Genomic DNA, 24,386 nt, shown 5'->3' on the forward strand with positions numbered 1-24,386 from the left:
TCAGCCGGTGTTGAAACCACCGTTGCTGTGCAGCAGCTGCCCGTTGATCCAGGAACCCTCGTCGGACAGCAGGAACCGGACCAGGTCGGCAGTGTCGCGCCCGGTGCCGAGCCGGCCGGCCGGCGTCTCGGCCACGCCCATGGCACGGATCTCGTCGGTCATCCAGCCGGTGTCGATCGGGCCGGGGTTGATCACGTTGGCCCGCACCCCTCGGTCGGCCAGCTCGGTGGCAGCGGCCACCACGATCCGGTCCAGCGCACCCTTGCTCGCCCCGTACGGCGTGTTGCCGGCAGTGTGGTCGCTGGTCAGCGCGACGATCCGGCCCTGCACCTCGCCCGGCGCCACGGGACCGGCGGGCAGCTGCTCGGCGAACGCCTTGACCAGCAGCCACACCGCCCTGGCGTTGACCGCGAAGTGGCGGTCCCAGCTCTGCACCGACGTGGTCAGGATCGAGCTGTCCACCGACTCCCCGTGGGACATGACCAGCGCGGACAGCGTCCCCAGCTCGCTCACCGCCGCGTCGACCAGTCGGGCCGGCGTGGCGACGTCGGCGAGGTCACCGGGCAGCAGGACGACCCTTCGACCGAGCGCTCGACACTGCGCCGCCACCGCCTCCGGGTCGGCCGGGGTCCGCTCGTAGCCGAGCCGGTCGTCGTACGGCGTCCAGTACGACAGCCCCAGGTCCCACCCGTCCCCGGCCAGCCCCAGCGCCAGTGCAGCGCCGATCGAACGTCGCCGACCGACACCGGTGACCAGAGCGGAACGCGGACCGGACGGCACGGTCAGACAGGTCTGTAGACCAGGTGCACGACGCCGTTGTCGTACACGTCGTGCCCGGTGAGCGTGAGCTTGGTGGCGTCCACGCCATCCGCCCAAAGCCGCTGCCCCCGACCGACCGCGACGGGGTAGACGAACAGGTGCAGCTCGTCCACCAGTCCCTGCGCGAGCAGCCCGCGCACCAGGGTGCCGCTGCCGGAGACGTAGATCAGACCGTCCGTCGAGTCCTTGAGCCTGCGGATCGCGTCGGCGTCGAACGCGCCGAGCAGCGTCGAAGGCCCCCAGTCAACGCTCGGCTTGCGCGCCCCGACCACGTACTTGTGCGTGTCGTTGAAGAACGGCGCGCCCGGGTCCTGCTCCGCCGTCCGGGTGGACCAGGCCGGCGCGAACATCTCGTACGTGGTGCGGCCCAGCAGGATCGCGGTGGACGCACCGGTGATCGCGGCGAGCGTCTCGCCCATCCTCGGATCGAAGCCGAACTCGAAGGTCCACTGCGGGTCCTCGAACACCCCGTCGAGCGCGACGAACTCGTGGACGGCGATCCTGCCCATCGGCGTGCCTTTCAGTCAACGGCGACGACGCAGACGACCGTGGCCTCCTCGCCGCCGCTGACGGTGATGGTGCTGCGATACGTCCTGCCCACCTCGAACGTACCGGCAGCCAGGTCGCAGGACACCGTGACCACCCGCTCCTCGCCGGCCGGCACCGTCGTGCGGGCCGGGTCGAGCTCGATCACCGCGTCCAGCTCGACCCCGAGCTCGTCGACCAGCGGCGCCGCCGACAGCTCGATCCGCCGAGCCCTGGGGTGCCGGTTGACCACCGTCACCGCGCCAGATGCCCGTTCGCCGGGCGAACCGCGCAGGGTAAGCCCGGCCGCGCCGGGTGCGGGCGGCGGGGGAGCGGCCGGGTGCCTGGTCGGCTCCGCGGACGGCGCGTGCGCGTGGCCGTGGCCCGGCGCCTGCCGGCTGCGCGCTACGTCGTCCACGACGCTGGTGGCGACCGCGCTGCCCAGCTGGGCGATGTCCCGGACGTACTCCGCGCCGAGGCGGCTCGCGCTGCGCCAGTAGCGCGTTCCCTCGCGGCGGGCCGCCTGCGCGTAGGCGCGGCTCGCACTGGCGGTGTCGAGCTCGCCGCCCATCGCCGAGCGCACCAGCTCCATCGAGGCCCTACCCCACGCGGCCTGCGCCTGCCAGGCCTCGCGGGTGACCTCCAGCCAGCGGGTCAGCTCCGGATCACGCTCGTCCTGGGCCATCGTGTCCTCCTAGCAGCAACCGCAGTCGCAGGTGACGTCCACAGCGTCGCACACCGCTGGGTGGACCACGACCGCGATCCGTTGCGGCCGTGCACATCCTTCGAAGCGGACGTCGGCGTACGCGCTCGCGCAGCCGCCGACGTCACCGAGCGACTCGCGCTGGTCGCCGTCCTTGGGTGCGCTCACCGCGACGAGCAGCCGAACCACCTTGCGCTCGCACCCCTGCAGGGTCAGCGGTGAGTCCACGTCGAACCGCGCCTGCACGCTCACCTGCTCGTCGCTGCACGCGTGCCACGGCCCGACCTCCAGGCTCACCTCGCGCTCGCGGTGCCGCGAGTTGCGCAGGGAGAACGCGAGCACCCGGCGCTCGCCCGCGCGGGCGTGCAGGACGACGTCGGCCTGCGGCACGCAACACGTGCACGGGTCACCGCAGCCGCAGTCCTGCTGTTCGTGGGACTGCGTGCAGCCGCAGGCCTTCTGGTCGCCACGCGGCTCGGTCGTCCAGCCGCGTTGCAGAGTCCGGACGGCGCTGGAGGAGTCGTCCCACCAGCGCTGCATCGCCTCGGCCCAGCCGGTCGCCAGGTCGTTCAGCACGTCGGTCGGTGCGCTGCTGCTCATCGGTTCTTCCTCGCTGTGGTGGGCTTGTCGTCGCAGGGCAGCACCAGGACCACGAGGGTCGCGGTGCCCAGGGGGATGCGCGCCTGGTGGCGGCGAGTGGGGTCGAGGTCGTCCGGGACGGCGACCCGGCCGGTCGCGTCGAGTGCGACCCCCGGCTCGACGGTGACCGCGGCGTCCAGGGTGAGGGTGACGTCGAGGTCGCCGACGACGCCGTTCGTCCACACTCGCGCCTTGAGCACCGACGCGACGTGCACGGAGACGTTGCCCTGGTTGGTGATCCGCAGCGTGAGCGGCCCGGTACCCCGTTCGGCGAGCAGCCGGTGCGGGCTGATCTGCAGGTCAGGTTCGGGCTCGACGTGCAGCACCGCCTCGCGGGCCACCCCGGCCACCTCGAGCTGCACGGGGTACGTGCCGGGCGCGGTGGTGGCGGGCAGGCTCAGGCTTACCGGCACGGTGCCGGTCGCCCCGGCTGGCAGCCTGGCGCCCAGGGTGGCGGCGGTGGTCGGCACGTCCGCGCCGCGCACGGTCGCCGAACGCACCGTGACGGCCTGGTCGGTGGTGTTCTGGACGGTGACCGTCGCGTCCAGGCGGCGCGGCGTGCCGCGCAGCTGGATGGGCGGTGTGGGGGCGGCCGGCGTGCCGCGGCGCTTGGTGGCCACAGCGCCCGCCTACAGGTCCACGACGATCGGACAGGCCCGGTCGGGTCGCACGTGGGTGGACGTCTGGCCGGACACGCTGAGCGCGAACAGCTCCAGCCCGAGGACCGACCAGCCCCAGCGTTGCTCGTAGGGCGTGCAGACCTCTGTCGGCGGGGGAGGCGCCAGCTCGAGGCGCACGCAGGAGTCGACGGCGACCGGTCTCAGGTCGACGGACGACTGGAGCGGCGCCAGCGCGACCTTGGTGTCCGCGACGACCATGCTGTCGGTGTGCAGCTTGGACTCCGAGGTCACGGCGGACTTGGTGTTCACCGACGTCCCGCCGGCCAGCGTCGTGGTCGTCCCGCCGTCCAGGGTGAGCTTCATGTCGTCCAGGCCGGCGAGGTCGGTGGTCAACCCACCGGAGACGTTGGTGTCGATCGAGTAGTCCGCCATCAGGGCGTCCCTTCGGTTGGGCTGGTTGGGCCGGCTGGGCTGACGAGGTAGGAGTGGTGGAAGCCCAGCCGGGGGTCGCCCCAGCTGGGCAGCCGCGGGTCGAACTCCTGCAGCTCGGGCATCGATACCCGCAGTCGAAGCTCGAGCGAGGGGTAGTCGTAGACGGTGATGTGGTTCTGCCCGCGGTTCGCGGTGAACAGCAGCGTCTGGTCGGCCGACAGCTGGCAGGCGTAGATGCCGTCCAGCAGCGCCCCGCGGCTGACCTTCATGGCGCCGACGTACAGGTGGGCGTTGCTGAACACGTTGCCGCGGGCTAGCGCCTCGGTGACGGTGGCGGCGGCCTGGCGGGCGTGGGTCCACTGGTCCAGCGCGCCCGGGTGCTCGTCGATGATCCGGTGCTGCGACAGCGTCGCCAGGTCGACCAGCACGACCGTGTGGCTGCCGCCGGTGCAGAAGATCAGCTCGCGGTCGGAGATCGTCACGTCGGAGTTGATGTGCGCCGGCAGGTCGCGGTCGGCCGACCAGTGCCGCAGCACCCGGCCGGACTCGGCGTCCACCTCGTAGGCGTACTCGCGCAGGTACGACATCCCCCAGTGCTGCCAGTCGGTCCCGTCCGCCGGCGCCACCCGGAACGAGAGCGCGTAGAACACGTCGAGCACCGGGTGCGGCACCAGGTGCCAGCAGGTGGTGGGCAGCTCGACCCGGCGGACGGCGCCGGTGAGCGTGTCCAGGACGCCCACCTCGCGGGCCTCGCCACGGGTCGGGTGGTCCATCCCGCCGAACACGACGTAGCGCCCGGACGCCGTGCGCTTCATCGCGTGCGGGACCTTCAGCCCGTGCGGCGCCAGCTGCTCGGCCTTGGTCAGCCGGTTCACGTCGAAGCGCCACAGGTGCTCGCCGATCGCGGTGACGAACTCGGTGTCGTCCAGCCAGACCAGGTGCGTGCTGCCCTTGATGGTCGTGTCCGGGACGGCGAAGCGCAGCGTTGACACCCGGTCCGCCTCGTCCAGCGTGGCCGGGTCGTAGAACAACAGGTGCTGACCGGTGTTGCCCAGGAAGCCCAGGCGGCGGGCGGGGTCCACCGTGGGGGCGTGCCCGCCGGCAACGCCGCCGAAGTACGTGATCTTGTAAGCGTGGTCGCCGGTGGCCGGGTCGTACCGGAACAGGCAGACCCCCGCGCGGCCCTCGAGACCGTTCAGGCCGTTCCCGTCCAGGGCGATGTGGAACGCGTAGGGGTAGTCGCGCGCGCCCCCCGCTACGCCGACCACCACAGATCACCGCCCGGCCCGGTGCTCGTTCTCCCGCGGCTCCAGGCCGCCCCAAATCGACCATACGCGGCCACGCGGGCGGCGTCACCGGGGCGAATCGGACAAAGCCCCACCGCCGCAGACCCGGTGGGCCAGCTGGCTAGCCTACCTCGATCGGCTGGCCCCCGGTGATCCGGACCAGCTCCTCGTACGACGTCGGGAACACCGTGTGCGGGTGGCCCGCGGCCGCCCACACCACGTCGTACCGCGACAGCGCGATGTCGATGAAGGTGCGCACCGGCGTCAGGTGCCCGACCGGGGCGACCCCGCCGATGGCGAAACCCGTTGCGGCACGGACGATCTCCGGTGTCGCCCGCTGCAGGTCCGCGACCCCGATCAGGTCCGCCACCTTGTGCGTGTCGACCCGGTGGCCGCCGGAGGTCATGATCAGCAGCGGCTCGCCCGGCACGCCCAGCTCGTGTCGTCCCTGGTCTGGGTCGGCGACGGCCGGGACCGAGACGAAGACCAGCGAGTTGGCGATCTGCGAGACCTCCACCCCGAGCGCGTCGGCGGCGGCCTGGGCGGTCCGGGCGGCGTCGTCCAGCACCCGCACCTGCCCCTGGACACCCAGGCCCGCAAGGGTCTGGGTCACCCGGGCGACCGCGTTGTGCTCGGTGAGGTCCGCCATGGAGGAAGGGTAGTGCCGGTGCGAACTACCGTCGCGCAGGTGAGTCGCACCGGCGCGGCCCTCACCAGAAGCGCGGCTGCCCGGGGATGGTCTCCAGGTCGGCCAGCAGCATGGCGCGGTCCTCGTCGTCGGCGATGTCCTCGCCGCACGCCAGTGCCTGCTCGGTGGCGGCCCGGGCGGCCAGCGCATCGCCGCTGACGGCGTGCGCACGCGCCAGCGCCTCGTACGCGAACGCCAGGTCCCAGTCGCCGATCGCGTTCTCCCGGCACAGGTCCAGCTCGCGCTGTGCGTGGTGGAGGCTCGGCTCGCCACGACCCAGGACGGCGTAGACCCGCGAGCACAGCCACTCACCGCGGGCCAGGTTGACCGGGGTGCCGACGCCGGCCCAGTGGTGCCGCGACGCGTGCGCGGTGTGCAGCATGCGGTCGTCGTCGGCCGGGGTGCGGGCCTCGTTCTCCATCAGCCGCCAGGTGTCGTTGAAGAGCGCGACGGCAAGTCGCCGCTCGACGTCGTGGTCCAGCCTGGTGTCCGGGTGGACATCGGCAGGCTGGGCCGGTTGGGTGGCCTGTTGCGGCTGGGAGGGCCCGCTGGTCTGGGTCACCGGTGTCTCCTTCAGGTAGTGGTCGATGGTGTGCAGATCGCCGCGCAGGCGGATCGAGCGGGCCTCGACGCGTCGGCGGTGCCGGACCAAGGTCGCAGTCACGGCGTCGAGGTCGGAGCTGTTCAGGCACTCGCGCACCTCTTGCAACGGGACGTCCACTGCACGCAGCCGATGCACCAGCAGGGCGATGTCGAGCTGCTGATGGGTGTAGTACCGGTAGCCGGTCTGCGGGTCCACGTGCGCGGGGTGCAGCAGGCCGACCCGGTGGTAGTGCCGGATCGCCTTCGTGGTCAGGCCGGTGCGCCTGGCCAGCACGCCGATGGTCAGGAGCTCGTCGGGGGTGGTGCTCGAGGTCATGTCCGGCAGGCTAGGGGTCTACCCCGGGGCAACCTCAAGCACGTCGCGGGAGGTGTCAAGAGCGGGTGGCTCGATGGTGTTGACGGACTGTCCGAGCCCGGGTGTAGTCTCGTAGTCGTTCGAACACCTGTTCGAATCCTCTCGAGGCGTACTCCCCGTCGCCTCGGGGGAGGGTCCGTCCTTCCGGCCGCTTCGACCCCGGCCCCGTGACGGGCCCGGACCTGCCTGGTCCGGGTGGCGGTGGGGAAGCCGCCACCCGGATCTGGCCGGTCCGGCTCTGCCTCCTTCCCCACGGCAGCGCGACCAGCGGGCATCAGTCGTGGTGGAGGTGGTTGCTGTGCGGCGGTACGACGAGGCGATCGAGGTGCGGACGGCGAACGCGGCCGAGGTGGCGGATCCTGAGGGCGCCGCCGTAGGCCTGTCGGCGCCGGTGGCCTTCGTGTGGCGTGACCGGCTGTACGTCGTCCGGGGCGTGCTCGCGCACTGGTACGAGCGGCGCGTGTGGTGGCGAGAGGCGGCCGCCACGGCGTTGCTCGGTCTGCGGGCCGAGACCTCTGGGGGGTCCACCGCGCAGGGGGCGGTGGCGCTCGCGCCGGGCGAGGTCCGGGCATCCCTGGAGCCGGCAGAACGACAGGTCTGGCGGGTCGAGGCCGCGGCCGGGCGTTCCAGCCCGGTCGGGGTCTACGACCTCGTGCACGACCCGTCTGCCGAGCCCGTCACCGGTTGGCGGCTGACCGGCGTCGACGACTGAGGCGCACCCCATCGACCATCGAGCTGGCAGGAGGATCTCGTGACCACACCCGGCCCTGCGCGCGTCCCACCCGGCAGCCTCGACCTGGTCGACCGAGCCAGGGACAGCCTGGTGATGGCCCTCAGCGCCACCTCGGCCGGCGAGCGCTACGTCGCGGCCCACCTGGCTGCGCTGCGGGCTGCGGCCGCCGTGCTGTCGGTGCGTGGGCGTCCGCAGCGGTACGGGCGGCCGCGCAGCGTGTGGGAGGTGCTGCCCACAGTGGCGCCCGAGCTGGGGGAGTGGGCCAGCTTCTTCGACGCCGGGGCGACCCGTCGAGCCGCGGTCGAGGCCGGCCGGGAGGACGCCGTGAGCAGCCGGGAGGCGGATGACCTGGTCCGCGACGGCGAGGCCTTCCTCGCAGTGGTCGAAGGCGTGCTCGGTCTACCGCGTCACGCGGTGCTGCCCGTGGGGGCCGCTTCGATCTCCAGCGGGACGCTCCCGCTGCCGTTGTCGGGATGACCAGCGACTTCGTCCACCTGCACGTGGCCTCGGGGTACTCGCTACGGCACGGCGCCTCCTCGCCGCAGGTCCTGGTGGACCGTGCGGTCGAGCAGCGGATGAGCGCACTCGCTCTCACCGACCGCGACGGGCTGTACGGCGCGGTCAAGTTCGTCCTGGCCTGTCAGCGCGCCGGCATCGCCCCGCTGCTCGGGGTGGATCTGGCGACGGCACCCACCGGTCTGGTCGACGGGCTGCCGGGCTGGGCCGATCCGTCGGCCGCGGCGCGGGCCGCCGGAAACGGGCGGACGCCTGTGCGCGGTGGGGCCCTGGTGGATCCCTACCGTCCTCGGGTCACGGTGCTCGCCCACGGCCCGGCCGCACCGGCGGGTGCCGGTGCGGGGTGGGCGGCGTTGTGCCGGCTGACCTCCGCGGCGCACCTGGCCAGCGCCGCGCTGGGCGGCGAGCGGGGGACGCCGGTCACCGACCTGGCGATGCTCGCCCGCCACGCGAGTACGCCGACGTCCGATGGGGCAGCGCTCACGGTGCTGCTCGGCCCGTCCAGCGAGGTCGGTCGGGCGGTGCTGGCCCGGCGTCCGGACCTGGCCCGCGCCGTGCTGTCCCGGTGGCGCGAGGTGCTGCCCGAGGGGTCGTTGGCGATCGAGGTGGTCTGTCACCACGGGCCGCCGAACGGCCCGCTCAGCGTGCAGCACGCCGGGCGGATGCTGGCGCTGGCCAGGGCAGCCGGCCTGCCCGCCGTGCTGACCAACGCGGTCCGCTATGCCACCCCCGACGGGGCCGCCACCGCCGACGTCCTGGATGCCACCCGGCGGCTGGTCACGCTCGACGTGCGTCACCTCGACCGGGTGACCGCCCAGGGCTACCTGGCCGACGGCGCCACCATGACGCGTACCGCCGAGCAGGTCGTGGCGACCCTCGGCGGTGGCAGCCACCTGGCCCACGACGAGGTGCGTCGGCTGCTGGCCGACACGGCCGCGCTGGCCGGGCGGTGCGAGCTCGACCCGAGAGCCGACCTCGGCATCGGGTCGGTGCACCTGCCTGAGCCCGCGGTGCTCGGCCTGTCCGCGGGCCAGAGCCCGAGCGCAGTGCTGCGCGAGCGGGTCCACGCATCGGTCGCCGGACGCTACCCGGGTGCACCGCAGCGTCGGTTGGGCGAGGTGGGGCAACGCCTCGCCGCCGAGCTCGACGTCATCGACCAGCTCGGCTACCAGAGCTACTTCCTCACCGTCGCCGCGGTCTGCGACCTGATCCGGGGCATGGGCGTGCGGGTCGCGGCTCGCGGGTCAGGGGCAGGCAGCCTGGTCAACTACCTGCTCGGGATCAGCGGTGTCGACCCGATCGAGCACGGTCTGCTGATGGAGCGGTTCTGCTCGCCGTTGCGCGCCCAGCTGCCGGACATCGACATCGACGTCGAGTCGGCCCGGCGCACCGAGGTCTACGAGCAGATCCTGCAACGGTTCGGCGGCGAGCGGGTCACCTGCGTGTCGATGATGGACACCTACCGGGTGCGGCACGCCGTCCGGGACGTCGGTGCCGCCCTCGGGCTGCCGCCCGTCGAGGTCGACGCCATCGCCAAGTCGTTCCCGCACATCAGGGCGCGCAACGCCCGCACCGCGATCGCCGAGCTGCCCGAGCTGCGGACCAGCGGCCTCGGTCACCAGCGGCTCGACCTGCTCTTCGAGCACGTCGAGCGGCTCGACGCGCTGCCCCGGCACATCGCCCTGCACCCGTGCGGCGTCGTGCTGTCCGACATCACGCTGCTGGACCGCACCCCGGTCGAGGCGAGCTGGCTGGGGTTCCCGATGAGCCAGTTCGACAAGGACGACGTCGAGGCCATGGGACTGCTCAAGCTCGACGTGCTGGGCATCCGGATGCAGTCGGCGATGGCGCACGCCGTCGACGAGATCATCCGGGTGGACGGAGTGCAGGTCGACCTCGACGACCGGTCGGACGTCCCGCTGGACGACGAGGCGACCTTCCGGCTGATCCGCTCGACGCACACGCTGGGCTGCTTCCAGATCGAGTCGCCCGGGCAGCGTGAGCTGGTCGGCAAGTTCGGGCCCGAGACGTTCGACGACATCGTCATAGACATCTCGCTGTTCCGTCCCGGCCCGGTGAAGTCGGACATGGTGACCCCCTTCCTGCAGGCCAGGCACGGCTGGCGCGACCCGGAGTACCTGCACCCCTCGCTGCGCCCGGTGCTGGAGGACACCGGCGGCGTGGTCGTCTTCCACGAGCAGGTGCTGCAGATCGTGGCGGTCACCACCGGGGTCAGCCTCGCCGAGGCGGACGAGGTGCGCCGGGCGATGGGTTCGCCGGCCGGCCAGCTGGAGGTCGAGGCCTGGTGGCGCCCCGCAGCTCGTGCGCGCGGCTACACCGCGGCCGACGTCGAGCGGATTTGGTTGGTGCTCAAGGCATTCGCGTCCTTCGGCTTCTGCAAGGCGCACGCCGCGGCGTTCGCGCTGCCGACCTACCAGTCGGCCTGGCTCAAGGCCCACCACCCGGCCGCCTTCCTGGCCGGGGTGCTGACCCACGACCCCGGCATGTATCCCAAGCGGCTGATCCTGGACGACGCGCGCAGTCTCGGCATTGCCGTCCTGGGGCTGGATGTCAACGCCAGCGACAACACCTACCGGGTCGAGCGCCTCGCCCCGTGGGACGAGCCACCGCCGGCCATCCTGGACCAGCTGGACGCCGGTCCGCAGCACCCGGACGACGGCCCGCGCCCGCGCCCGCACCCGGACCTACCGGACGGGCGCGACTACGGCATCCGGCTCTCGCTCGCCGACGTCAAGGGGATCACCGACGCCGAGGTCGAGCGCATCGTCGCCGGGCGGCCGTACGCCTCGCTCGCCGACTTCTGGCATCGGGCCAGGGCGAGCCGCCCGGTCGTCGAGCGGCTCGTCGTCGCCGGGGCGTTCGACAGCCTGTACGGCCTGGGCGGCCTGGCCGCGCGCCTGCCGGTACGCCGGCGAGGGCAGGTGACCCGTCGCGACCTGATGCTCCAGGTGGTCGAGCTGGACCGCTGGACGCGTGCCACCACCCGCGGCACCGGCCTGGGCAGGCAGCGGGCCGCGGCCCGGGTGGCCAAGGGGGCCCGTGGCCCGCAGAGCCCGGACGACGTGCGGGCCCTGGCCGCGGCCCAGTCGCAGGCCGCGGCCCCCGCAGTCCCGGCCGCGGAGCAGCCCGTGCAGCTCGCGCTCGACCTCGGCGACGCGCCGGACACCACTCGGCCGACCGGGCTGCCGGAGATGACCATGACTGAACGCGTGCACGCCGAGCTCGAGGTGCTCGGCCTGGATGCCAGCGCGCACATCGTCGACGCCTACGCCCCGATGCTCGACGCGCTCGGCGTCACCCGCAGCAAGGACCTGCTCGACCAGCGAAACCAGGCCGAGCTGCTGGTGGCCGGGGTGAAGGTCGCCACCCAGACCCCGCCGATCCGCTCCGGGCGGCGGGTCGTCTTCCTCACCCTGGACGACTCCACCGGCCCGGTGGACGCCACCTTCTTCGAGGACGTCCAGGGCCCTTACGCCGCAACGGTCTTCCACTCGTGGCTGCTCGTGGTGCGTGGAGTGCTGCGACGTACCGGCCCGCGTGGGGTCTCGCTGCGGGCGACGGGGGCGTGGCAGCTGCCGCCGCTGTGGGAGGCGTGGACGAGAGGTGGGCTGCCCGCCGTGCACGCCGCGCTGGACGCCGCCGACGTCCTGGCGCACGCCCAGGCGGTCCCGGACGACCGCGAGGAGGTGCTCGTCGAGTACACGGCCGAAGCGACCGTGGCAGCAGCGGCGAGCCGCTCGACCCGGCCGGTCATGGTGCCGCCGCAGGTCGACGAGCCGGCGGCCAAGGCCGGCGGCATGGGCGCGGGGCAGCGCCACCGCCGGGTCCTGGTGCATGCCAGCGGCTTCAAGCAGTCGCCCTACGCGGACGTCAAGCCGCCGGGCGAGGACGTCAAGTCCGCCCCGCGCAAGCTGTGGCACTCCAGCCCGGGGAGTTCGGGCCGGTGAGCGCGGCGCACCTCACTAGGCTGGGCGATGACCGCGGGAACCGCGGTTCCCGCGCGCACCGAGCCCGGGTCCGACGACCTCGAGGAGGCCACCGGTGGCCGCACCATCCGCCGACGCGCCCCGCCGGGCTCGCCGTGGCGACGTCGCCAGCGCCCCCCGCACCGCCGCAGTCTGGGAGGTCGTCTCGCGTACCGCGCGGACCCTCCAGGGCGACGACCCGAGCCGCCCGCTCGTGGTGCTGGACGTCGGCGGTGGCACCGGCGGACTCGCCGTCCCGCTGGCGTCCCTGGGCCACCACGTCACCGTCGTCGACCCCAGCCCCGACGCGCTCGCGGCGCTGGCCAGGCGCGCCGAGGAGGCCGGCGTGGTCGGGCGGATCCAGGGCGTCCAGGCCGACGCGGCCCAGCTCGCCCAGGTCGTCCAGCCCGGCGGCGTCGACCTGGTCTGCTGCCACGGGGTGCTGGAGTACGTCGACGAGCCGGCCGAGGCGCTCGACGCGATCTCGCAGGTGCTCCGCGGCGGTGGCGTCGCCAGCCTGCTGGTCGCCCAGCGGCTCGCGGTCGTGCTGGCCCGAGCCCTCGCCGGCCGGTTCGCGGAGGCCGCGCACGCACTGGACGCTCCGGACGGCCGCTGGGGGCAGGCCGACCCGCTGCCGCGCCGCTTCGACGCCTCGAGCATCGTCGCTCTCGCCGAGGCGGCCGGGCTGTCCACCCGCCGCGAACCCGGGCTGGTGCACGGCGTGCGGCTGTTCAGCGACCTGGTCCCCGAGGCTCTGGTGGACGGCGAGGACGCCCGGGCCGCGCTGCTCGAGCTCGAGCAGCGCGCCGGTGACCATCCGGACCACCCCGAGCTCGCGTCGCTGGCCGCGCAGCTGCACGTCGTGGCGGTCCGCGAACCGCGGTGAGCACCCAGTGACCGGTTACCCGCGGGCCGAGGCGACGGCATGAGCCGGCGTCAGATCACCGCGGCGCACCGACCGAAGGACGCCGACGACACCGGGTGCACCATCCTGCACGCCGACATGGACGCGTTCTACGCCTCCGTGTCGCTGCTCGAGCGTCCCGACCTGGTCGGCACGCCGGTCATCATCGGCGGCTCCGGCTCCCGTGGCGTCGTGCTGTCGGCCACCTACGAGGCCCGCACGTTCGGGGTGCACGCCGCGATGCCGATGTCCCGGGCCCGCCGGCTCTGCCCGCGGGCCACCGTGATCGAGCCGGACCACCGCCGGTACTCGACCGTGTCGGACGGGGTGATGGCCGTGTTCGCCGACGTCACGCCGTTGGTGGAGCCGCTGTCGCTGGACGAGGCGTTCCTGGACGTGGCCGGGTCGATCCGCCGGCTCGGGCGGCCCACCGAGATCGCCCAGCACATCCGGGACCGCGTGCACGACGAGCAGGGCGTGGCCTGCTCGGTCGGCGTGGCCTCGACGAAGTTCGTCGCCAAGCTGGCCTCCGGCCTGGCCAAGCCCGACGGCCTGTTCGTCGTCCCGCGCGACCAGACGCTGCAGGTGCTGCACCCGCTGCCGGTCGCCGCGCTCTGGGGCGTGGGGGAGAAGACCGAGGAGACGCTGCACCGCTTCGGGTTGCGCACCGTGGCAGACATCGCGCACACACCGGTGGACACCCTTCGCCGCGCGCTCGGCCAGGCGGTCGGCTCCCAGCTGTTCGAACTGTCCTGGGGGCGTGACCCGCGCACGGTGGTCCCCGCGCAGAGCGAGCGCAGCATCGGCAACGAGGAGACGTTCTCGCACGACGTCGACGACCCGCTGGTGATCCGCCGCGAGCTGCTCCGTCTCGCCGAGCGCACCGCGGCCAGGCTGCGGTCCGCCGGGCAGGTCGGCCGCACCGTCTCGATCAAGGTCCGGTTCGCCGACTTCACCACGATCACCCGGGCCCGCACCCTGCCGCAGTCGACCGACGTCGCCCGTGAGGTGTACGCCACCGCGATCGCGCTGTACGAGGCGCTCGGTCTGCAACGCAGCCGCATCCGGCTGGTCGGCGTCCGGGTCGAGGGGCTGCAGCCGGCTGACCAGCAGCAGCGCCAGCTCGCGTTGGACGACAAGCCCTTCGGCTGGCGGGACGCCGAGCGAGCGGTCGACCAGGCCAGCGCCCGGTTCGGCGCCGGCAGCGTCCGCCCGGCCAGCCTGGTGGACCCGGATCCGCCCCCGCAACGGCCTGCCGGCCTGCCCCGCCAGACGGATCCACGGGTCACGGACTGACATCGGTTGGGCTACCTCAGCGACCCATTTCCCCGCTGCGCTTTCGCGCTCGACTATCGCGACCTATCCTGGACCTGCAAAGGGAATGACGGCGACCTTCCCAGTCGTCGTCCCTCCATCGTCTCAGTGCCAGCGGGGAGGTCACCGTGCCGCTATCGGAGCACGAGCAGCGGGTGCTCGAGCAGATGGAGCACGCGATGGAGGCCGAGGACCCGAAGTTCGCCACGGCCATGCGCGGGCGAACGCCGAAGGCCCGCCAGCGCCGCCGCATCATGCTCGGCAGTATCGGTGTCGTCATCGGGCTGGTCCTGGTCGTTCTCGGTGTGGCACAAGGGGTTGTGGCCCTGGCCGTCGCGGGGTTCGTGCTGATGCTCGGGGCCGGTGGGTTGGCGCTGACGCCGCCTCGACGGCAGAGCGCCAAGGGTGTCGCCGTCAAGGGGAACGGCCCGATCGGGGCAGTCGGCGCCGACGGCTTGACGAAACCCCGCCGCGCGAAGGCGAGCAAGAAGGCCGCCAAGTCCGGCACGTTCATGCAGCGCCTCGAGCAGCGCTGGGACCACCGCAAGGACCAGGGCCAGGGCTGGTAGCCCGCCACTGAACGTCCCCTCGAGCATCAGTCCGCTCGAGGTCGGCCACCCGAAAGGTGCGCCAGCACCTCCTGAGTGCCCCGAGTTGCCCCGGACTGCGGTGTTGTCAGCGCATGTGCGGCGGGTTGTCAGCCCTTGTGGATCCGCGGCCGACGCAGCCGGTGCGTTGCCCGGGCGATCCGCTCATCCCAGCCGCCGAGGAACCGTCCGAGCCGGCGACCCACCCCGGTGATCCGCGACGTCCCCGACGAGGGGTAGAGCACGGCCCGCAGCCGCTGCGAGCGCGGCCGGGTGGCCGATACCGCCCGTACGACCGTGCGGACATCGCCCTGCAGGTCGTCCACGGCGCTGCCGGGCCGAGCGTAGCGGGCCCGTTCCACGGTGGTGCTGATCCGGGACAGCGCCGCCTGGGAGTCCTCGCCGAGGGTGGCCGCCGACTGCAGCCGATGGTCCACCTGACGAGGCGTCAGCGAAACGGGCAGCTCGATGCCGAGGTCGGCAACCTGCTCGTGCAGGTCCGCCCAGGACGCCTCCACGTCCCGCCCGGCCGCCGCCGCACGGCGCCTGCGCCGTCGACGCCCGAGCCACGCACTGGCCGGCGTCAGCAGTGCCGCGGCCAGCAGCAGCAGGACCACCAGTGCGACCTCCACGGCACGCACCAGCCCGGCGTTGCCGGGGTCGACGGTCGCGGTGACCGCGTTGATCTCGCCGGTGCGCTCGCGCGCCTCGGCGTCGGCCAGCGACTGGATGCGGGGATCGACCGAGGAGGTGGCGGTGGCGCCGGTGCCGGCCGTCGCCGTACCGGACGACACTCCGCCCGAGCCGACGGTCGCGCCGACCTGTGCCCAGCTGGGTGCGGAGCCGGTACGCGAGGCCGGGGTCGGCTCGAAGCGGACCCAGCCGACGTTCTGGAAGTACAGCTCGGGCCAGGCGTGCGCGTCCGTCAGCTTGACCGACCACCAGTCGTCCTGCGTCGGAGTGCCGGGCAGGAAGCCGACACCGATCCGGGAGGGAATGCCCAGGGTGCGGGCCATCACCGCCATCGCCGAGGAGAACTGCACGCAGAAGCCGCGCCGATCACGCAGGAACGCCGCCACCGCGTCGCCGCCGGAGTCCGACGGTGCGTCCGTGGAGTAGGTGAACTTGCCGCCCGAGCGGAACCACTCCTGCAGCGCCATCGCCTGGTCGTACTGGTTCGTGGTGCCCTTGGTGACCGCACGCGCCGTCTGCGCCACGACGTCCGGCAGGCTGCGCGGCAGCCGGGTGAACTGTTGCATGATGTCGGGGGCCAGCACCGGTGCGTTGCGCAGCTGGTCGACTGTCGGGCGCACCGCCAGGTACGTCGCGGTGTAGTTCTTGCCGCGCACCGTCTCCCCGTCGCCGATCACGTTCAGCGACGACGCGTCGTACAGCCAGGCGCCCTTGATGTCGACCCGTCGCGTGGGGTAGGGCAGCGGCAGGAAGTCCTGGTCCAGGCTCGGGCTGACCTCGATTCGCATCGTGTACTCGCTCTGCGAGACGTCCGGCGACAGACCCGGTGCAGTGGGCAGCCCCTGGCTGGCCCGGTTGCGCCGGGACACGTCGCGGGTGCCCGGCTTCCAGCTGTCCCCGTCGAAGCTGTCATCGGTGACGATCCGCAGCGGCTGGACGTCGGCCTGCTTGGTGTTGTAGCGCAGGACCTCGATGTTGCGCCGAGGGGCGAGGTTGTCCCGCAGGGTCAGCACCGGGTTGATCACGGTGAGCCCGTTCAGCCCGGCGGTCTGGCCGCCGGACGACCCGGTGGTGAGCAGCCCGTCGGACACGCCGGGCAGCGCGGCCGGGATCACCACGGCCAGCACGATCGCCGCGAGCCCGACCCGGCGTCCGGTCGCAGCCATCGCCGCCGTGTCGTTGCCGAAGGTCTGCCGGCTCGCGCCGAACCCGGTGCCCCAGCGCGGCAGCAGCCGTCCCCAGCGCAGCACCCGGCTGCTCGCGTCGTGCGCGAGCAGCAGCAGCCAGCCCGCCGCCGCGGCCACGAAGTAGCGCCACTGCAGCCCGGTCGGCACCACCGCAGCCGGCACGGCGTACAGCGCGAGCAGCGGGATCCCCGCCGCGGCCGGCGCGCGCAGCCCGACCACCAGCAGGTCGACCAGGACGGCGATCGAGAGCACACCGATGGCCAGGATGAGCGAGATGCCGTGCGAGGTCGGCACCGGCGCGGAGTAGCGGTTGATGGTGTCGCCACCGTCGACCACCACCTGGCCGAGCCGTTCGATGGCGGCCGGCCCGGGCAGCAGGCCGGCGATGGCGCTCTCGCCGGCGAAGATCGCCGTCAGCACCACGCCGCCGGCGAGCAGCTGGACCGGGGCGACCAGCGCCCTCGGGAACCGGGCGGCCCGGGCGCCCATGCCGACGACCATCACCACCAGGATCAGCAGGATACACGGACCCTGCCACTCCTTGCCGTCCACCACGGGCGCCAGCGACCAGGTGGTCAGCAACGTCGCGACGGCGGCGAGCACGGGGGCCAGGCGATCCCTGGTCATCGGCGCACACCTCCCAGCGAACGGCCGGAGCCGATCCGACGCCAGGTCTGCTCCAACGGCTCACGGCCCCGCGCGGGGACGACGTCCCAGCCGGCGGCCCGCAGCTGCTCGACCTGGGCCAGGGTGCGCTCGCGCACCTGGGTGAACAGGGCGGCGTCGTTGATCACCGACGCGGTGTCCGCCACCAGCGCCACGCAGTTGGTGCCGGCCTGGTGCAGGCTGGCCAGCATCGCGGTGTCCTGCTCGTCGATCTCGCCGAGTGCGGCGACGACCAGGCCACCGGTCGCGGCCCGCGCGGCGGCGTGCACCGCGCGCTGCAGCTCGATACCGCCACCGGGGGCGACCGAGGACAGCGTGTCCAGCACCGCGGACGACGTCGACTCGCCGCCGCTGCTGGCGATGTGTGCCCAGGGGTTGGCCGACTCCTGGCCCTCGGTGCCGTCGACCAGCCGCACGGCGTACCCGCGCGAGGCCAGATGGACTGCGACAGAGGCGATCGCGGACACCGCCCACTCGAAGCTGGACTCCGGTCCGTCCCCTCGGTGGGCCGCCCGCCGGCGGTCCAGCAGCAGTGTCGCCCGGCTCTGCCAGGGCTGCTCCTCGCGGCGCACCATCAGCTCGCCGCGGCGCGCCGTGGACCGCCAGTGCACCCGGCGCAGGTCGTCACCCTGGCGGTACTCGCGCGTGGTGACGTCGTCCTCGCCCGAGGCCGAGACGGCGCGCGGACGGCTATCGCCGGAGCCGCTCCAGTCACCAGGCAGCTGCACCGGCGGCAGGGCGGCCACCTTGGGGATCACGATCAGCTGGTCGCGGGCGGTGAACGAGCGGCGGTGCTCACCCATGCCGAACGGGTCGGTCAGAGTGAGGCTCAGCGGCCCGACCAGGAACCGGCCGCGCACGTCGGAGCGCACCGGGTAGCTGACCGCGCGCCGCTCACCGGACTCCAGCCCCGGCAGCACGAACCGCGGCCTCGAGCCAAGCGTGTAGGGCACCTGCTCCTCGGCCAGCACCATGCCGCAACGGGTGCTGGACACGTTGGCGATCTCCAGCACCACCTGCGCCGGCTTGCCGACCTCGACCCGGACCGGCGAGATCGAGCGTGCGCAGGCCAGCCGGTAGCGAGCTCGACCCAGCACCAGCACGGTGATCACCGGCACGAGCGCGAGCAGCACACCCACCCGCAGCAGGTCCTGCTGCCCGAGCACAACGGCGCACAGTGCGCAGGTCAGGCCGGCGGCCAGCACGGCTCGACCACGTGTGGTCAGCCGGGACAGCGGCCCGAGCAGTCGTCGTCCCAGGTCCCGGCGGGCGGCTCGCGGCGACACCAGAAACCCGTCAGCTCAGTGGACCGCTGGGCACCGGGACGCGCTGCACCAGACCCTGGACGACGTCCTGGGCGCTGCGTCGGGCGAGCAGCGCGTCGGGCGTGAGCAGCAGCCGGTGGGCCAGCACCGGGACGGCCAGGGACTGGACGTCGTCCGGCAGCACGTGGTCGCGGCCCTCCAGGGCCGCCTGCGCGCGGGCCGCGCGAAGCAGGTGCAGCCCCGCTCGCGGCGACGCACCGAGCCGCAGATCGGGGGTGGACCGGGAGGCGTCGACGATGTCCACCACGTACTGCTTGACCGGGTCGGACACCCAGACCGAGCGGGTCTGGGCGACCAGCTCGCGGATGTCGGCCGCGGTCGCGACGGGCTGCACCTCGTCCAGCGGGGACGACGAGCCGTGGCTGCTCAGCATGGCCAGCTCCGAGGCGGTCCCCGGGTAGCCCATCGAGACGCGGGCCAGGAAGCGGTCGCGCTGCGCCTCGGGCAGCGGGTAGGTGCCCTCCATCTCGATCGGGTTCTGGGTGGCCACCACGATGAACGGGGCCTCGAGCGGGTAGGTGATGCCGTCGACGGTGACCTGGCGCTCCTCCATGCACTCCAACAGTGCCGACTGGGTCTTGGGCGAAGCGCGGTTGATCTCGTCGCCGAGCACCACGTTGGCGAAGATCGCGCCAGGCTTGAACTCGAAGTCGCGCGTCTCCTGGTTGTAGATGCTCACGCCGGTCACGTCGCTGGGCAGCAGGTCCGGGGTGAACTGCACGCGGCGCACGGTGCAGTCGATGGCCCGCGCCATGGCCTTGGCCAGCATGGTCTTGCCGACGCCGGGCACGTCCTCGATCAGCAGGTGGCCCTCGGCGAGCAGCGCGGTCAGGGTGATCCGGACGACGTCCGGCTTGCCCTCGATCACCGAGCTGATGGCACCGGCGATGGCCGTGGTCGTCCGGCGCAGCTGCGCCAGATCCAGCTCGGACCGGGTCTGCGGGGCGCTCATCGCGCTCACGGGGCCTCCTGCGTGGCGTCTGGATCGGGTGCGTGTGCGTGGCGCACGGCATCCCCGTCAGGGATCCCAATGCACCAGGCGTGTTGTGCAGTCTGTCACCGCTGGCCGCCGCGGGGGAGGCGCGACGTACCTTCCCGTGTCCGCTCCGTTTCCGTTTCGTGTCCTGAGGGCCGGTTCATCCCGTGTATTCACCCCAAAGGCGCAACGTCCCGCATTGATCAACGCCGTCCGGGCCCGGCGCGTTCCGCAGGGTCCCCCACTTCCCTCCACGACCGAGCGATACGGCTCCGTGCGGCTGCTGTGCCGCGTCCTGGCTCGTGCTCGAGACTCCCGTCCCTGCTCGTCGCAGCGCCCGCGTCGGCCTGGGGACCCAGCATTCCCCTCCACCGCCCGCATGTCCGCTTCATCCGGTCTGACCTGCGGGTTTGTCTGGATGGGTCCCTCCTCGAATGGCCCAACGTGCTTGACCGGGGAGTGAAGTGGAGTAATGTGGAGGACGTCGGAGGGCCGGGGGGCTTCCGTTGCAGGTCACGCAGGGTCGGCAGGCGGTTCAGGTCCGCGGTTCGGGGAGGGAGGTGCGTGGTGTTTCTTGGCACGCACTCGCCCAAGCTGGACGACAAGGGCCGGCTGATCCTGCCCGCGAAGTTTCGCGACAAGCTGGCCGGCGGCCTCGTCGTGACCAGGGGCCAAGAGCGCTGCCTCTACGTCTTCGCGATGGACGAGTTCAGCCGGGTGGCCGAGCAGCTGCGGTCGGCCCCGGTCACCAGCCGAGCGGTCAGGGACTACCTGCGCGTGTTCTTGTCCGGCGCGAGCGACGAGGTCCCCGACAAGCAGGGTCGGGTCACCATCCCCACCGTCCTGCGCGAGTACGCCGGGCTCGGCCGCGACCTTGCGGTCATCGGCACCGGGGCCCGGATCGAGATCTGGGACGCCACGGCGTGGGAGCAGTACCTGGCCGCCAGCGAGCAGGCCTTCTCCGAGCAGGCGCAGGAGGTGGTCCCCGGACTCCTGTGACCGACCCCGTTCGATCCGTCCGATCCGGTCTCCACCCGCTCCACGTCGTCCTGGCGCACCTTCCCCGGTGCCAGGGCGCATCCCTCGGAGCGGTTGGGGACCAGGCCGGACGGCCCGGCGCCAGCCCCAGCACCGCAGCACTGGACCAGCACGACCCGACAGGAAGGACCGGCCATGGCACGCACCGGCGACGCCGCCTCGCGGCACGAGCCGGTCATGCTCGCCCGGATCGTCTCCCTGCTCGCGCCGGCGCTGACGTCGCCGGGTTCGGTGCTGGTCGACGGCACGCTCGGCATGGGCGGCCACGCCGAGGCGCTGCTCGAGGCGAGCCCGGACGCCATCCTGGTCGGGATCGACCGTGACCGCGAGGCGCTGGCCCTGGCCGGCGAGCGGCTGTCCGCGTTCGGTGACCGCGTCCACCTGGTGCACGCCGTCTACGACGAGATCGGCCCCGTACTTGCCGACCTCGGTCTCGGCCCGGTCGCGGCGGTCCTGCTCGACCTCGGCGTCTCCTCGCTGCAGCTCGACGAGGACCAGCGCGGGTTCGCCTACCGGGTGGACGCGCCGCTGGACATGCGGATGGACGCCGGCGAGGACCTCACCGCCGCCGAGGTGCTGAACACCTACGCGGTGCAGGACCTGACCCGGATCCTGCGCGAGTACGGCGAGGAGCGGTTCGCCCGACGGATCGCCTCGGCAGTCGTCCGCGAGCGCGCCGTCGCACCCTTCACGACGTCGGCGAGGCTGGTCGAGCTGGTCCGGGCCAACGTGCCGGCGGCCACCCGCAAGCACGGCGGCAACCCGGCCAAGCGGACCTTCCAGGCGCTGCGCATCGAGGTCAACGGTGAGCTGGACGCGCTCGCCCGCGCGCTGCCCGCCGCGGTGGACGCGCTGGCCGTCGGTGGCCGCCTCGCCGTGCTGGCCTACCACTCGCTCGAGGACCGCATGGTCAAGCGCGAGCTGGTGCTCGGGGCCCGCAGCAGCGCCCCGCCGGACCTGCCGGTCGAGCTGCCGCAGCACGCCCCGTACCTGCGCCTGCTCACCCGTGGTGCCGAGGTGCCGGACGACGACGAGGTGCAAGAAAACTCGCGTGCCTCCTCGGCCCGCCTTCGCGCCGCCGAGCGCATCCGCACGGGTCGGAGCGCGGCATGAGCCAGACCCTCGCCGCCGCCACCCAGCGCCGGAGCAGCGCGACGTCGCCCGCCGCCCAGCCCGGGCGCAGCGCACCGCGCGCCCCGCGCCCGAACCTGCGCGTGGTGCACGCACCCGCCGTGGATCGCGGCCGCACCGCCTTCGTCGTCGGCTGCATGCTGCTGCTGGTGGGTGGCCTGCTGGGGCTGCTGATGATCAACACCGCCCTCGGTCAGGGCTCGTTCACCCTGCACGACCTGCAGCAGCGCTCGGACGAGCTCGGTGACCGTCAGCAGGCACTGCGGCAGGACATCGACAGCCAGGCGGCACCCGAGCGGCTGGCCGCCCGCGCCAAGGCGCTGGGCATGGTCCCGTCCCAGGGTGCGGCGTTCATCCGGTTGCCGGACGGACGCATCCTCGGCGTGGCGCAGCGGGCTACCCCGCCACCCGCGCCTACCGTGAAGGTCGCCTCCGGAACCGCGGCAGCGACGACGAAACCATCGACGACGCCGACCGGCAAGGCGACCAAGCCCCCGACGGGACACCCCACGGCCACGGCCGGGGCCAAGAAGACGAGGTGAGGGTGGACGCCAAGGGCTCGCGCGGCTCCTCCACCCGTGGCGCGGCCGGACGGCGAGTGCCCGCGCAACGCAAGTCCGGCAAGTCGCAGTCCGGCAAGTCGCAGTCCGGCAAGTCGCAGTCCGGCAAGTCGCAGTCCGGCAAGTCGCAGTCCGGCCAGCCCCAGTTCGGCCAGTCCCAGTCCGGCCGTCGCAGCAGCACCCGCCAGCCGGCCGCACGGCCGGGCACCCGTGCTCCCGCGGCCCGGCCTGCGGCCTCCGGTGGCTCGGCGAGCCGGACGACCCGGACGGCGAAGCGGCCGCCCACCCGCCCGGCACCGCGGACCCGGCAGGTCCGCCGTCCCCGGCTTGGCCACCCGCAGCGCCGGGCCCGCGCCATGTTCGTCGGGGTGTGCATCGTGCTGAGCCTTTTCGCGGTTCAGCTCCTTCGGCTGCAGGCGCTGGACGCCTCGGCCATGGCCCAGCAGGCGCTCGGCAGCCGGCTGACCACGGTCCCGGTCAGCGCGCCGCGCGGCGAGATCGTCGACCGCAACGGGGTCGTGCTCGCCACCAGCCTCGAGCGCTACAACGTCACGGTCGACCAGACCACCGTGAGCGGGTACTCCCGGACCGTCCAGGACCCGGTGACCGGGCACCGGACGAAGACGGAGCTCGGCGTCGCGGGAGCGGCCGCGGTCCTGGCCCCCTTGCTGCAGATGGACGCGTCCACCGTGCAGGACAAGCTCACCGGCACCCGGCGTTTCGCCTACGTCGCCAAGAGCATCACGCCCGAGGTCTGGCGCAAGGTCTCGGCGCTGGACGTGCCGGGCATCTACGCCGAGCGCACCACCCAGCGCTCGTACCCGGCCGACGGCGTCGGCGCCTCAGTGGTGGGCTTCGTCGGCAAGGACAACACCCCGTTGGCCGGTCTGGAGCTCAAGCTCGACAAGACCCTCACCGGCACCGCGGGCAGCCAGACGTACGAGCGCGACCCGCAGGGTCGCCACATCCCCACCGGTGACGTGGAGCACAAGGCGGCGGTGCCGGGCAGAACCGTCCAGCTCACGCTGGACCGCGACCTGCAGTGGCGCGCCGAGCAGGCGCTCGCCGCCAAGGTCAAGGAGTCCGGCGCGCTGTCCGGGACCCTCGTCGTGATGACGGTCGACGGCAAGATCCTCGCACTGGCCAACGCCCCCACGTTCGACCCGAACGTGCCCAGCCAGAGCACGCCCGCCAACCTGTCCAACCGCGCGCTGTCCGAGGTGTACGAACCGGGCTCGACGAGCAAGGTGATGACCGCCGCCGCGGTCCTGCAGGAGGGTGCGGTCACGCCCACCACGCCGTTCTCCGTGCCTGGGCAGCTCCGCCGTGCGGGCAAGGTGTTCCACGACTCGCACGCCCACGCCGTCGAGCGGCTGACGTTCGCCGGCGTGCTGGCCAAGTCGAGCAACATCGGAACGATCATGGCCGGCGAGAAGCTGCCACCGACGACGCTGTACTCCTACCTGACCAAGTTCGGCATCGGTCAGCCCAGCGGGTTGGCCTTCCCGGGCGAGAGCCGCGGCATCCTGGCCCAGCCCCAGGACTGGAGCGGCTCGCAGCGCTACACCGTCCTGTTCGGCCAGGGCCTGTCGGTCAACGCCGTGCAGGCGGCGGGCGTCTACCAGACCATCGCCAACGGCGGGCTGCGGGTCGAGCCGCAGCTGGTCGCCGGTACCGTAGGCCCGGGCGGCAAGCTGGAACCGGCGCCCGTGCAGAAGACCACCCGGGTGATCAGCGCCAAGACGGCCGCCACGCTGCGGGTCATGCTCGAAGGCGTGGTCAGCCAGGACGGCACCGCGCCCGAGGCGCGCATCCCCGGCTACCGGGTCGCCGGCAAGACCGGCACGGCGCAACGCTTCGACCCCACCTGCGGCTGCTACAAGGGCTATACCGGTTCGTTCATCGGCATGGCGCCGGCGGACGACCCGAAGCTGGTCGTCGCGGTCACCCTGCAGCGCCCGGTGCGCGGGTACTACGGAGGCACCGTCGCCGCGCCGGTGTTCAAGGACGTCATGACGTACGCCCTGCAGAAGATGCAGGTCCCGCCGACCGGGTCGAAGTCGCCCACGATCCGGCTCACCCCGCAAGACCGGTAGCCTC

The 24,386-nt window shown here is 72.9% G+C and carries 22 protein-coding genes; 10 read left to right on the forward strand and 12 right to left on the reverse strand.

What is annotated here, in order from left to right; translation table 11 throughout:
- The 9 genes from ACPPVT_RS08720 to ACPPVT_RS08760 all read right to left on the reverse strand — a co-directional run bounded on the left by ACPPVT_RS08720 (nt 1) and on the right by ACPPVT_RS08760 (nt 6,631).
- Nucleotides 1-780, reverse strand: coding sequence for an SDR family oxidoreductase (locus ACPPVT_RS08720; protein WP_426566604.1), 780 nt, complete (start codon nt 778-780; stop codon nt 1-3).
- A 2-nt stretch (nt 781-782) separates the two neighbouring features.
- Nucleotides 783-1,328: a dihydrofolate reductase family protein gene (locus ACPPVT_RS08725; protein ID WP_426566605.1), complete on the reverse strand. Its 546-nt coding sequence runs from the start codon at nt 1,326-1,328 to the stop codon at nt 783-785.
- An 11-nt stretch (nt 1,329-1,339) separates the two neighbouring features.
- A complete protein-coding gene (locus ACPPVT_RS08730) occupies nt 1,340-2,029 on the reverse strand; it encodes a hypothetical protein (RefSeq protein WP_426566606.1) in 690 nt (229 codons plus the stop codon).
- A 9-nt stretch (nt 2,030-2,038) separates the two neighbouring features.
- Nucleotides 2,039-2,647 carry a hypothetical protein gene (locus ACPPVT_RS08735; protein ID WP_426566607.1) on the reverse strand — a complete coding sequence of 203 codons (609 nt, stop codon included), beginning with the start codon at nt 2,645-2,647 and terminating at the stop codon, nt 2,039-2,041.
- A complete protein-coding gene (locus ACPPVT_RS08740) occupies nt 2,644-3,306 on the reverse strand; it encodes a hypothetical protein (protein ID WP_426566608.1) in 663 nt (220 codons plus the stop codon). The genes ACPPVT_RS08735 and ACPPVT_RS08740 overlap by 4 nt, the downstream gene beginning before the upstream one ends.
- Before the next feature lie 9 nt (nt 3,307-3,315).
- The gene (locus ACPPVT_RS08745) at nt 3,316-3,738 is read right to left on the reverse strand and encodes a hypothetical protein (RefSeq protein WP_426567252.1); all 423 of its coding nucleotides are present in this window, start codon (nt 3,736-3,738) and stop codon (nt 3,316-3,318) included.
- The gene (locus ACPPVT_RS08750; RefSeq protein WP_426566609.1) at nt 3,738-5,006 is read right to left on the reverse strand and encodes a hypothetical protein; all 1,269 of its coding nucleotides are present in this window, start codon (nt 5,004-5,006) and stop codon (nt 3,738-3,740) included. The genes ACPPVT_RS08745 and ACPPVT_RS08750 overlap by 1 nt, the downstream gene beginning before the upstream one ends.
- Before the next feature lie 139 nt (nt 5,007-5,145).
- Nucleotides 5,146-5,673, reverse strand: a complete 528-nt coding sequence (locus ACPPVT_RS08755; protein ID WP_426566610.1) for a YbaK/EbsC family protein — start codon at nt 5,671-5,673, stop codon at nt 5,146-5,148.
- A 61-nt stretch (nt 5,674-5,734) separates the two neighbouring features.
- Nucleotides 5,735-6,631 carry a MerR family transcriptional regulator gene (locus tag ACPPVT_RS08760; RefSeq protein WP_426566611.1) on the reverse strand — a complete coding sequence of 299 codons (897 nt, stop codon included), beginning with the start codon at nt 6,629-6,631 and terminating at the stop codon, nt 5,735-5,737.
- A 337-nt stretch (nt 6,632-6,968) separates the two neighbouring features.
- Here ACPPVT_RS08760 and ACPPVT_RS08765 point away from each other — a divergent pair, with 337 nt between their 5' ends.
- From ACPPVT_RS08765 to ACPPVT_RS08790, 6 genes are all read left to right on the forward strand, one after another.
- Nucleotides 6,969-7,382, forward strand: coding sequence for a DUF6504 family protein (locus tag ACPPVT_RS08765; RefSeq protein ID WP_426566612.1), 414 nt, complete (start codon nt 6,969-6,971; stop codon nt 7,380-7,382).
- A 39-nt stretch (nt 7,383-7,421) separates the two neighbouring features.
- Nucleotides 7,422-7,880, forward strand: a complete 459-nt coding sequence (locus ACPPVT_RS08770) for an SAV_6107 family HEPN domain-containing protein (protein ID WP_426566613.1) — start codon at nt 7,422-7,424, stop codon at nt 7,878-7,880.
- Nucleotides 7,877-11,887, forward strand: a complete 4,011-nt coding sequence (locus ACPPVT_RS08775) for a DNA polymerase III subunit alpha (protein ID WP_426566614.1) — start codon at nt 7,877-7,879, stop codon at nt 11,885-11,887. Before ACPPVT_RS08770 ends, ACPPVT_RS08775 begins: the two co-directional genes overlap by 4 nt.
- 94 nt (nt 11,888-11,981) lie before the next feature.
- Nucleotides 11,982-12,791: a methyltransferase domain-containing protein gene (locus ACPPVT_RS08780; protein WP_426566615.1), complete on the forward strand. Its 810-nt coding sequence runs from the start codon at nt 11,982-11,984 to the stop codon at nt 12,789-12,791.
- A 39-nt stretch (nt 12,792-12,830) separates the two neighbouring features.
- The gene (locus ACPPVT_RS08785) at nt 12,831-14,105 is read left to right on the forward strand and encodes a DNA polymerase IV (protein ID WP_426566616.1); all 1,275 of its coding nucleotides are present in this window, start codon (nt 12,831-12,833) and stop codon (nt 14,103-14,105) included.
- Nucleotides 14,106-14,251: 146 nt separating this feature from the next.
- The gene (locus ACPPVT_RS08790; RefSeq protein WP_426566617.1) at nt 14,252-14,692 is read left to right on the forward strand and encodes a DUF3040 domain-containing protein; all 441 of its coding nucleotides are present in this window, start codon (nt 14,252-14,254) and stop codon (nt 14,690-14,692) included.
- A 128-nt stretch (nt 14,693-14,820) separates the two neighbouring features.
- On the opposite strand, the gene ACPPVT_RS08795 is transcribed toward ACPPVT_RS08790, so the two are convergent.
- The 3 genes from ACPPVT_RS08795 to ACPPVT_RS08805 are packed head-to-tail and all read right to left on the reverse strand — an operon-like array spanning nt 14,821 to nt 19,533.
- A complete protein-coding gene (locus tag ACPPVT_RS08795; RefSeq protein WP_426566618.1) occupies nt 14,821-17,217 on the reverse strand; it encodes a transglutaminaseTgpA domain-containing protein in 2,397 nt (798 codons plus the stop codon).
- Nucleotides 17,214-18,542 (reverse strand): DUF58 domain-containing protein, encoded by a 1,329-nt coding sequence (locus tag ACPPVT_RS08800; protein ID WP_426566619.1) that lies wholly within the window; start codon nt 18,540-18,542, stop codon nt 17,214-17,216. Before ACPPVT_RS08800 ends, ACPPVT_RS08795 begins: the two co-directional genes overlap by 4 nt.
- Nucleotides 18,543-18,552: 10 nt before the next feature.
- Entirely contained in the window at nt 18,553-19,533 is a 981-nt protein-coding gene (locus tag ACPPVT_RS08805; protein WP_426567104.1) for an AAA family ATPase, read from the reverse strand.
- Between the two features lie 591 nt (nt 19,534-20,124).
- Between ACPPVT_RS08805 and mraZ the strand changes: the two genes are divergently transcribed.
- From mraZ to ACPPVT_RS08825, 4 genes are all read left to right on the forward strand, one after another.
- On the forward strand, nt 20,125-20,556 hold the full coding sequence (gene mraZ / locus ACPPVT_RS08810; RefSeq protein ID WP_426566620.1) for a division/cell wall cluster transcriptional repressor MraZ: 432 nt from the start codon (nt 20,125-20,127) through the stop codon (nt 20,554-20,556).
- A gap of 174 nt (nt 20,557-20,730) precedes the next feature.
- Entirely contained in the window at nt 20,731-21,708 is a 978-nt protein-coding gene (rsmH, locus tag ACPPVT_RS08815) for a 16S rRNA (cytosine(1402)-N(4))-methyltransferase RsmH (protein WP_426566621.1), read from the forward strand.
- Nucleotides 21,705-22,268, forward strand: coding sequence for a hypothetical protein (locus ACPPVT_RS08820; protein ID WP_426566622.1), 564 nt, complete (start codon nt 21,705-21,707; stop codon nt 22,266-22,268). Before rsmH ends, ACPPVT_RS08820 begins: the two co-directional genes overlap by 4 nt.
- Entirely contained in the window at nt 22,265-24,382 is a 2,118-nt protein-coding gene (locus ACPPVT_RS08825; RefSeq protein WP_426566623.1) for a penicillin-binding transpeptidase domain-containing protein, read from the forward strand. The genes ACPPVT_RS08820 and ACPPVT_RS08825 overlap by 4 nt, the downstream gene beginning before the upstream one ends.
- The last annotated feature ends 4 nt before the right edge of the window (nt 24,383-24,386 follow it).

Origin of the sequence: Angustibacter sp. McL0619 (assembly GCF_049994355.1) — a bacterium.
Lineage (GTDB): Bacteria > Actinomycetota > Actinomycetes > Actinomycetales > Angustibacteraceae > Angustibacter.